Raw genomic sequence first — 10,274 nt, 5'->3', positions numbered from 1 at the left:
CGTCGGTGAGGCCGACGGGGCGGAACAGGATGCGGTACATCACCGGCGCCACGACCCGGTCGAGCACCGTCTCGACGTCGGGGGCGTCCTCGCCGCGCTCCGCGGCGCGGGCGAGCACGACGGCGACCTGCTCCGCCGCGTACGCCGAACACTGCCCCGCGTTGTCGCCGGCGGGGTCACCCAGCAGTGCGTCGCGGATGTACGCGCGCCCCGTGGGCGACGCCATCTCCTCCAGGAACTGCTCGGCCCAGCGCCGCAGGTCCGTTGTCAGATCTCCGTGGTCCGCCGGCGGAGCATCCGGGCGCAAGCGCTCGACGGCTACGTCCGAGAGCAGCTCCTGCAGGTCGCCCCAGCGGCGGTAGATCGTCGACGGAGTGACGCCGGCGCGCGCCGCGACCATCGGGATCGTCAGCTCCGGACGCCCCAGCTCGGCCTGGAGCTCGCGCACGGCGGTGTGGACGGCTTCCTGGACCCGCGCGCTGCGGCCTCCCGGGCGGACCATCGCTTCTCGGCTCATGCGCCCATCTTAAAGCAAATTTCTTGCATGAGGCTGGGCGCTGGCCTGCCTGCGCCATGGTCGAGGTGAGGAGGGCGGCGCGTGAGGTGTACGCGCTGGCGCGCCGGCCGCGGTGGCCCGGTTCGCGCGGAGGGCTTCCCGCTGATGCGCGTGCCCAGGTCCTCGCCGAAGTTGTCGAAGTCCACAGCCCCTGTCACGTGAACAGGGGACCGGAAACAGGCGACTTCACCCGAATCGCTGCCGTTCCTAGGCTGGGCGGGCAAGCAAGCGGAGCAAGCGTCGCGGGCCGGTCACCGGTGCGGCGCCGAGGGAGTTGTCTTGGCCAGTCACGATCCGATCGAACGCCCTGCGGAGCCGTCGTTCAGCGCGTTCCGCGCGTCCGGAGCGCAGCAGCGGATGTACTTCCTCCAGCAGATGGAGGAGGGCAGGCCGACCTACCACATGCCCGTCTTCTACGGCCTCGAAGGACCGGTGGACGAGGCCGCGCTCCGTACCTGCGCCCAGGGCCTGGTCGACCGGCACGAGGCGCTGCGCACCCGGTTCGTCCTGCGGGACGGCGAGCTGTGGCAGCACATCGACACCGAGGCGGCGCTCGTCTGGTCCTGCGCCGCGGCGCGCGGGCCACTGGACGTCGAGGAGTGGATGGCCGCCGAACACCACCGGCCCTTCGACCTGGAGTCCGGACCGCTCTTCCGGGCGGCCCTGCTGCACACCCCCGAGGGCGCGGTGCTCGCGCTCGCCATGCACCACATCGTCGCCGACGGCTGGTCCGTCCAGATCCTCGCCCGCGAGCTCCTCGCCGCGTATGCCCGCTACGGCGAGGGTCCCGACCGTCCGCGGCCGGCCGTGTCCGTAGAGGCCGAAGAGGCTGTGGAGGCCGAAGAGGTCCTGCAGGCCCCGGACTACCAGTACGCCGACTTCTCCGACTGGCAGGAGGAATGGCTCCGCGGAGCCGCCGCCCAGCGTCAGCTCGCCTACTGGGAGCAGCAGTTGGGCGGCGAGTTGCCCGACGCGCCCCTGCCCCGCGACGGCCGGCCCGGTGCCGGAGCGGCCCGCGGCGCGGCGGCGCTGCACTCCTTCGAGGTGCCGGCCCCGGTGCTCGCCCGGATGGAGCGCCTGTGCCGTGAGACCCACAGCACCCCCTACACGCTGATGCTGGCGGCCTTCCAGATCGTGCTCGGCCGCTACACGGGCACCGACGACGTACTGGTCGGGACGCCGGTGGCGGGCCGCAACCGCAAGGAGTTCCAGGACACCGTCGGCCTGTTCGTCAACACGCTGGTGATCCGCGCCGACCTGTCCGACGACCCCGCCTTCCGGATCCACCTGGAGCGCGTACGGGACACCGTGCTCGACGCCCAGGACCACCAGGACCTGCCCTTCGAACGCGTCGTCGACCGGATCGCCCCCGGACGCACCGGCGAGGACGCGTCCCCCTTCCGGGTCATGTTCGGACTGCACGACGAGGACGGCATGACCGACGGCCTGCCCGGCCCGAAGGCCAGGATGCTCGAAGGGCCCGCCGGAACCGCCAAGTTCGACCTGACCTTCGACGTCGTACGCACCGGCGGTGCGCTGAGCTGCCGGCTGGAGTACCGGGCCGACCTGTTCGAGGCCGCCACCGCCCGGCAGTTCGGTCGGCACTTCACCCACCTCCTGGACGCCGCCACCGAGAACCCCGAACTGCCTCTCAGCGCACTGCCGATGCTGTCGGCCGACGAGCGGACCGGCATCGGCTCGCCGCTCCCGGCCCGCGCCGCCCTCCCGTCCACCCCGGGCGAGCCACGCTGCGTCCACGAGATCTTCGCCGGACACGCCGCCCGCACCCCCCACGCGGTCGCCCTCGTCCACGAGGGCACGTCCCTCACCTACCGCGAGCTCGACACCCGGGCCAACCGGCTCGCGCACCGGCTGCGCACCCTCGGCGTGGGACCCGACACCCTCGTCGGACTCTGCCTGCCCCGCTCCGCCGACCTCGTCGTCGCCCTGCTCGGCATCCTCAAGGCCGGCGGCGCCTACCTGCCGCTCGACCCCGACAACCCGCCCGAGCGGCTGCGCCACATCGTCCAGGACGCCCGCCTGGAGCACGTCGTCGGCACCACCGACACCCGGTCCCTGTGGGAGGCCCCCGGCCTGCACTCCGCCGGCCTGCACTTCGTCGACCTGCTCGCCGACGCCCCGCTCCTGGCCGCCGAACCGGACACCGCCCCCGACACCGGCGTCACCCCGGACCACCTGGCCTACGTCATCTACACCTCCGGCTCCACCGGCCTCCCCAAGGGCACCCTCGTGCCCCACTCCAACATCACCCGGCTGTTCTCCGCCACCGACCACTGGTTCGGCTTCGCTCCCGAGGACGTGTGGACCCTCTTCCACTCCATCGCCTTCGACTTCTCCGTCTGGGAACTGTGGGGGGCCCTCGCCCACGGCGGCCGCCTCGTCGTGGTCCCGTACGGGACCAGCCGCTCGCCCGAGGAGTTCCACCGGCTGCTGCGCGCCGAGCGGGTCACCGTCCTCAACCAGACCCCCTCCGCCTTCTACCAGCTGGCCCGGGCCGACGAGGAACACCACCGCACCGCCGCCCCGGCCCCCTCCGGGCTCGCCCTGCGCCACGTCGTCTTCGGCGGGGAGGCCCTCGACGTCGCCGCCCTCGCCGGCTGGTTCGCCCGGCACGGCGACACCGCACCCCGCCTGGTCAACATGTACGGCATCACCGAGACGACCGTGCACGTCACCTACCGGCCGCTGACCGCCCGCGACGCCGAGGACGGCCGCGGCAGCGTCATCGGCGTGCCCATCCCCGACCTGCGCCTGCACCTCCTCGACGCGCGCGGCCGGACCGTCCCGCGCGGCGCCGTCGGCGAGCTGTACGTCGCCGGGGCGGGCCTGGCCCGCGGCTACCTGCGCCGGCCCGAGCTCACCGCCGAGCGCTTCCCCACCGCACTCCGCCACGGCGACGCGGGCCGTGTCGCCGACGCACCCGCCGGGCACGTGGCCGACGAGCGGCTGTACCGCACCGGCGACCTGGCGCGGGCGCTGCCCGACGGGGACCTGGAGTATCTCGGCCGCATCGACCACCAGGTGAAACTGCGCGGCTTCCGCATAGAACTCGGCGAGGTCGAGGCGGCCCTGGCCGCCCACCCCGTCGTCGACGCCGCGGTCGCACTCGTCGCACCGGATCCCGCGGGGAACGACGTCCTCGTCGGCTACCTGGCCGTGACCGGGGCCGAGGACGGGGCGGGTCCCACCGTGGAGGAGCTGCGCACCCACCTCGCGCGGCGGCTGCCCGGCTACATGATCCCCGGTGCGTTCGTCACCCTGCCCGCCTTCCCGCTGACCGCCAACGGGAAGACCGACCGGCGCCGTCTGCCCGCCCCCGGCTCGGCCGCCCGCACCCCCACCGCCGCCCACGAGGCACCCCGCGGGCCGGTCGAAACCGCGCTGACCGAGGTCTTCGCCCAGGTCCTCGGGCACGAACGGGTCGGCGCCCTGGACAACTGGTTCGCCCTCGGCGGGGACTCCATCCGCTCCCTCCAGGTGCTCGCCCGCGTCCGCGAACGCGGCCTCGACCTCACCGTCGCCGACCTCATGAGCCGTCAGACGGCCCGCGCGCTCGCCCCGCTCGTCACCCCGCGGGACCGGGCCGCGGCCGCTGCCGAAGCCCCGTACAAGCCGTTCGGACTGCTGGCCCCCGAGGATCGCGCCGCCCTGCCCGGGGGACTGGAGGACGCCTACCCGATGACCCGGCTCCAGGCCGGCATGCTCTACCACAGCGACCTGCCGTCGGCCGGCGGACGCGTCTACCACAACGTGGCGTCCTACCTGATCGAGACGCCGTTCTCCGAGGACGCCTGGCGGACCACTGTCGAGGTCCTCGCGGCCCGGCACGAGATGCTGCGCACCTCCTTCGACCCGCACGGATTCACCGAGCCCCTCCAGCTCGTCCACCGCGGCGCCCGCCCCGAGATCACCTTCGAGGACCTGCACGGGCTCGACGCCGAGGCGCAGCGCACCGCCGTCGCCGCCCGCTACGCAGCCGAGCGCGCCCGGCCGTTCACCTGGGACCGGCCCCCGCTGATCCGCTTCCACGTCCAGCGGCTCTCCGACACCCGGCTCCAGCTGTTCGTCGCCGAGCACCACGCCGTCCTCGACGGCTGGAGCGAACGTTCGCTCCTCACCGAACTGGCCTCCTGCTACACCGAGGCGCTCGCCGCCCGGAATCGCGCGGACGGCCCCTCCCCGAAGGCCGGACCCCGCTCCCGGTTCGCCTCCTTCGTCGCCCTCGAAAGGGCCGCGCTCGCCGACGCCGGGCAGCGCGCCTTCTGGACCGGCAGGACGGCCGACGCCCCCGCGACCCGGCTGCCCCGCCCGTCGGCGACCGGCGGACCCGCCCGCATGTCCTGGTACCTCGCGCCCCTGCCCGAGGGGCTGCACGGCCGGCTCACCTCCCTGGCCGCCGAAGGCGGCGTACCCCTGCGCACCGTCCTGCTCGCCGCCCACCTGAGGGCGATGGCCCTGCTGGGCGGCGGCGACGCGGTCACCACCGGAGTGGTCCACAACGGCCGCGCCGAGGAGACCGACGGCGACAAGGTCGTCGGCGTCTTCCTGAACACCCTGCCGCTGAGCGTCGGCGTCACCGGGCTCAGCTGGCGCGGCCTCGTCGCGCACGTCGCCGCCGTGGAGGCGGAACTGCACGCGCACCGCCGCTTCCCGCTCGCCGAGATCCAGCGCCTGTCCGGGGGCGGCCCGCTCTTCGAGACCTTCTTCAACTACACCCACTTCCACGTGGAGCGGGACGCGCCGACGGACGGCGCGTTCACCGTGCTGGAGGAGACCGGAGAGGCAGGCACCGACTTCGCCTTCGGCGCGGAGTTCTCCCGCAGCCCCGACGGCACCCTGCTGGAACTCGGACTGCGCTTCGACGCGGCCCAGTTCTCCGAGGAGCAGATGGCGAGCGCGCACGCCTCGTACAGGGCCGCACTGCGCGACCTGGCCGAGTTCCCGGACCGCGACTGTACGGCCGCCGACCTGCTGCCGGAGGCCGAACGCCGCCGCTACGCCGAGTGGAACCGCACCGCCGTCGACCACTCGCGGCCCCACGTCCTGACCCGTCTGATCGACGAACGGCGCGACCTGGCCCCGGGCGCCCCCGCCGTCCGCTTCGAGGGCGCCGAGCTGACCTACCGCACCCTCGACACCGAGGCCGAGCGGCTGTGCGCGGCGCTGCGGGAACGGGGCGCGGGCCCCGGCACCTTCGTCGGCCTGCTGCTGGAACGCTCCCTGGCCCTGCCGGTCGTACTCCTCGCCGTCCTCAAGTCCGGCGCCGCCTACGTCCCGCTGGACCCGGAGCACCCGGAGCCGCGCGTGCGGTCGCTGCTCGCCGAGGCCGGCATCGGCCTGGTGGTCGCCGAGAGCGCGTGGGCGGAGCGGCTGGACGGCTCCGGGATCACCGTCGTCCGGCCGGACGCGACCGCGTCCGGAACCGCGACCGCGTCCGGCACCGCCAGGGACCCCGAGCCGTCCGACCCGGCGTACATGATCTTCACCTCGGGATCCACCGGCAAGCCCAAGGGAGTCGTCGTCTCCCACCGGGCCATCGCCAACCGGCTGCTGTGGATGCAGGACGAGTACGGGCTGACCCCGGGGGAGCGGGTGCTGCACAAGACGCCGTACACCTTCGACGTCTCCGTGTGGGAGCTGTTCTGGCCCCTGCTGACCGGCGCCACCCTCGTCCTCGCCCGCCCCGGCGGCCAGCGCGACCCCGGTTACCTCGCCGGCCTGATCCACGACGAGGGCATCAGTACGGTGCACTTCGTCCCGTCGATGCTCAGCGTGTTCCTCGACGACCCCTCGGCAACGGCCCGCTCGGGCGGCCTCACCCGGGTGGTCTGCAGCGGCGAGGCCCTGCCGTACGAGGTCCAGCGCAGGTTCTTCGAGCGGCTGCCCGGCGTCGAACTGCACAACCTCTACGGGCCCACGGAGGCGGCCGTCGACGTCACGTACTGGCAGTGCCGGCCGGACGGCGGCGACACCGTGCCCATCGGCCGGCCCATCGCCAACATGCGCACCCACGTACTGGACCGCCGCCTCGCCGAGGTTCCCCTCGGCGTCACCGGGGAACTCTTCCTCGAAGGTGTCGGCCTCGCCGACGGCTACCACGGACGACCCGAGCTGACGGCCGAGCGGTTCATCGAGCACACCGGCCCCGACGGCACCACCCGCCGCCTCTACCGGACCGGCGACTTCGCCCGGCACCGCCCCGACGGCGCGCTGGAGTACGCGGGCCGCACGGACCACCAGCTCAAGATCCGGGGGTTCCGTGTCGAGCCGGGGGAGATCGAGGCCGTCCTCGCCGAACACCCCGGCGTGCGCGACTGCGCGGTCCTGCCCCGCGGCGAACGCCTCGTCGGCTACTTCGTCCCCGACGCGGCCGGCCCGGACGCCGCCTCCGCATCCGTCCCTGCGGGCGAACTGGCCCGGCACGCCCGGGAGCGGCTCCCCGAGTACATGGTCCCCTCCGCCTGGGTGTGCCTGACGGCCCTCCCGCTGACCGCCAACGGCAAACTGGACCGCGCCGCCCTGCCCGACCCGGACCCCGCCGACCTGCGCGGCGATGTCGAACGGACCCCGCCCCGCGACGCACTCGAAGCCCGCCTCGCCGGGATCTGGGAAGGACTCCTGGCCGCCGGCCCGGTCGGCGTCCACGACGACTTCTTCGAGTCCGGCGGGCACTCCATCGACGCCCTGCGCCTGATCGGCCGGATCAACCAGGCCTTCGGCGAACGCCTCGGCGTCTCGGCCGTCCTGGAGCACCCGACCGTCGCCCGGCAGGCCGCGCTGCTGCGGGGCCGCCACGTCGAGGCACGCCCGGACCCGGTGGTCCGCCTCCGGGCCGAGGGCACGCTCGACCCGCTCCTCCTCGTCCACCCGATCGGCGGAAACGTCTTCTGCTACCGCACCCTGGCCGCCGAACTGGGCCCGGAGCGACCGGTGTTCGGGCTGACCGCGCCCGGCCTGACCGGCCCCGACCCGACGCCCGACGCCACCGTCGAGGAGCTGGCCGCCGCCCACCTGGAGGCCCTGCGCCGGATCCGCCCCGCCGGCCCCTACCACCTGGCCGGCTGGTCCTTCGGCGGGCTCCTCGCCTACGAGATGGCGGTCCAACTGCGCTCCGCCGGACAGGAGGTGGCGACCCTCGCGCTGCTCGACACCGGCTACCCGGAGCCCGGCCACGTCCCCGACGACGAGAACGAGCTGCTGGAGTGGTTCCACGAGGACCTGGCCCGCTCCGCCGGCTTCGACCCCGCCGACGAGAGCGTGGCCGCGCTGCGGAGCGCCCTCCGGAGCGTCGCCGACACCCCGGCCCGGCTCGCCGTCCTCGCCGAGCAGGTGGAACGCGAGGGCTTCGCCCCCGGCCTGGACCCGCGCGACCTCGCCCGGCATTACGCGGTGTTCCGCACCGGAATCCGCGCCGCCGCCGCGTACGAGCCCCCGGACGCCCCCTGCCCGGTCCTGTTCCTCCAGAGCACGACCGGAGCCCGGGAGCACGCCGCCGACCGATGGGCCGGCCGGGCGGAGGCCGGCTTCACCCGCCGCGAGGCCGCCACCGACCACTACGGGCTGATGCGGCCGCCGCACAGCACCTGGGCCGCCGCCCTCCTGCGCACCGCCCTCGCCGAGGCCGACCACCGCTGAACGGCCGCCCCGGCCCGCCCGTAAGGGGGTGTCCGCAAAGTCCCGCCCGCGGACGCCTGGCACCGCCCCCTTCCACCCCGCCCCAGCCCTTCGCGCGCGGCGCGCCGACGAGGCGTGCTCCGGCACGCCCCCGCGCCCCGCACCAGAACAGGAAACGGAACACACCACGTGACGAGCGATACCCCGGGCCCCGCCCCCGAGCTGAGCGGCCGGATCCGCGGCGGTCCCGCCGAACTCCTGCACGACGAAGTGCTCGCCCCGCAGTTCGGGTTCGAGTCCCGCCACCTGCTGCGCCACTACGTCGCCATCGAGAAGACCCTGGCCGCCGAATACGTCCGCATGGACCTGATCACCGCCGAGGAGGCCCACCGGATCGCCGCCCTGCTGGACTCCGTCGGGCCCGACACCCTCAGCGCGCAGCCCGGCGCCAACATGTCGGACATCGCCTTCGCCCTCGAACGGCACGTCGAGGCGGGCCTGCCCCACCCGGTCGTCCGCTGGCACGCCGACCGCAGCCGCAACGACCTGCAGGCCTGCGCCCAGGTGATGTACGGCCGCGACCAGCTCACCCGCTTCGCGGACGCGCTCCTCGAACTCGGCTCGGTCGTGCAGCAGTTGGCCCAGGAGGCCTGCGACCTGCCCATGCCGGGGTACACCCACTTCCAGGCCGCCCAGATCATCACCCCCGGATTTCACCTCGCCGCGCTCTCCGAGCACCTGCTGCACACCCACGCCAGGCTGCTGAACGCGTACGACGGCATCGACGCCTGCCCGCTGGGCGCCGGCGCCATGGCCGGACAGGAACTGCCCTGGGACCGCGACCGGATGGCACGGCTGCTCGGCTTCTCCCGGCCGCAGCCCCATGCCCTGACCGCCGTGGCCTCGCGCCGCTGGAGCGCCGAACTGACCGCGGAGCTCAGCCTGCTGGGCACCGCGCTGAGCCGCTTCACCACCGACCTGCTCACCTGGGGCGGCAGCGAGTACGGCTTCATCGAACTGCCCGACGAACTGTCCGGCATCTCCTCCGCCATGCCGCAGAAGAAGAACTACCCCGTCCTGGAACGCATCCGCGGGCGCACCGCCCACCTGACCGCCTTCCACTTCGATGTGCTCCTGGGCCAGCGAAACACCCCCTTCTGCAACCTCGTCGAGGTGTCCAAGGAGGCCGGCACCCACCTGCTGAACGCCTTCGACTCGGCCCACGGCACCGTCCGCCTCCTCACCGAGGTACTGCGCAGGCTGACGTTCCGCGCCGACCGTATGCGCCAGGTGTGCGAGCGTGAGTTCCTCGGCGGGTTCAGCCTCGCCAACGCCCTCTGCCTCACCGAAGGGGTGCCCTGGCGCACCGCCCAGGTCGTCGCCGGGAAGTACGTCGTGCTCGCCGCGACGGCGGGCGCCGCCCCCGCTCCCGGCGAACCCGCCCTGCTGGCCGAGGCGGCCGCCGGACACGGCATCACCCTCTCCGACCCCGCCCGGCTCCTCGCCGACGCCTTCGACGTCGACCGGGGCCTGGAGCGCATGGTGTCCGCCGGTTCGGCCCGCCCCGACGCCGTACGCGCGGTACTGCGCACCCAGCAGGAGACGTACGAACGGCTCGGCGCCGGCTGGGAGCTGCGCGCCGCCGCGGTCCGCGCGGGCGCCGTGGAGGGCGACCGCGCCCTGTACGGCGCGACCGGCAACGAGATCCGGGGGGAGGACGGCGATGGCACCCGCACCCGCGTACAGCACGCCCACTGACACCGTCGCGGGGGCGACCGCCGCCCCCGCCGGACCCGGCTCCGGCAGCGCCTTCGGCACCTTCGGTGAACTGCTCCAGGGCGCCCTGCCCCACCCGCAGGGGGACTTCCTGGTCACCTTCCCCCTCGCCCGCTGGGCCACCGCCGTGTTCCACCCCCGGCCCGGCCGCCGGGAGGTTCAGGTACGCCCGGTCCACAAGGCGAAGTCCCGCCGGGTCGCCGAGGCCGTCCTGGCCGCCCTCGGCGCGACGGACGGCGGCCTGCTGGAGGTCGCCGGCGACCTGCCCGAGGGCAAGGGCCTCGCCAGCTCCTCCGCCGACCTGGTC

The 10,274-nt window shown here is 74.2% G+C and carries 3 protein-coding genes and 1 pseudogene; 3 read left to right on the top strand and 1 reads right to left on the bottom strand.

What is annotated here, in order from left to right; all coding sequences use genetic code 11:
- Nucleotides 1-517 (bottom strand): TetR/AcrR family transcriptional regulator C-terminal ligand-binding domain-containing protein (locus ACWGIU_RS05360; protein WP_453702631.1); only part of this gene is annotated, 517 nt, incomplete at its 3' end.
- A gap of 318 nt (nucleotides 518-835) precedes the next feature.
- Between ACWGIU_RS05360 and ACWGIU_RS05355 the strand changes: the two genes are divergently transcribed.
- From ACWGIU_RS05355 to ACWGIU_RS05345, 3 genes and pseudogenes are all read left to right on the top strand, one after another.
- Nucleotides 836-8,212 carry an amino acid adenylation domain-containing protein gene (locus tag ACWGIU_RS05355; protein ID WP_453702629.1) on the top strand — a complete coding sequence of 2,459 codons (7,377 nt, stop codon included), beginning with the start codon at nucleotides 836-838 and terminating at the stop codon, nucleotides 8,210-8,212.
- Nucleotides 8,213-8,380: 168 nt separating this feature from the next.
- Nucleotides 8,381-9,949, top strand: coding sequence for a lyase family protein (locus ACWGIU_RS05350; RefSeq protein WP_453702627.1), 1,569 nt, complete (start codon nucleotides 8,381-8,383; stop codon nucleotides 9,947-9,949).
- Nucleotides 9,915-10,274, top strand: a pseudogene (locus ACWGIU_RS05345) (kinase); the annotation flags it as partial. The gene ACWGIU_RS05350 and the pseudogene ACWGIU_RS05345, both read left to right, overlap by 35 nt.

Source organism: Streptomyces sp. NPDC054840, from assembly GCF_053611065.1.
The sequence above is the reverse complement of the archived record's forward strand: the minus strand, read 5'-3'. Positions and strand labels throughout refer to the sequence as shown.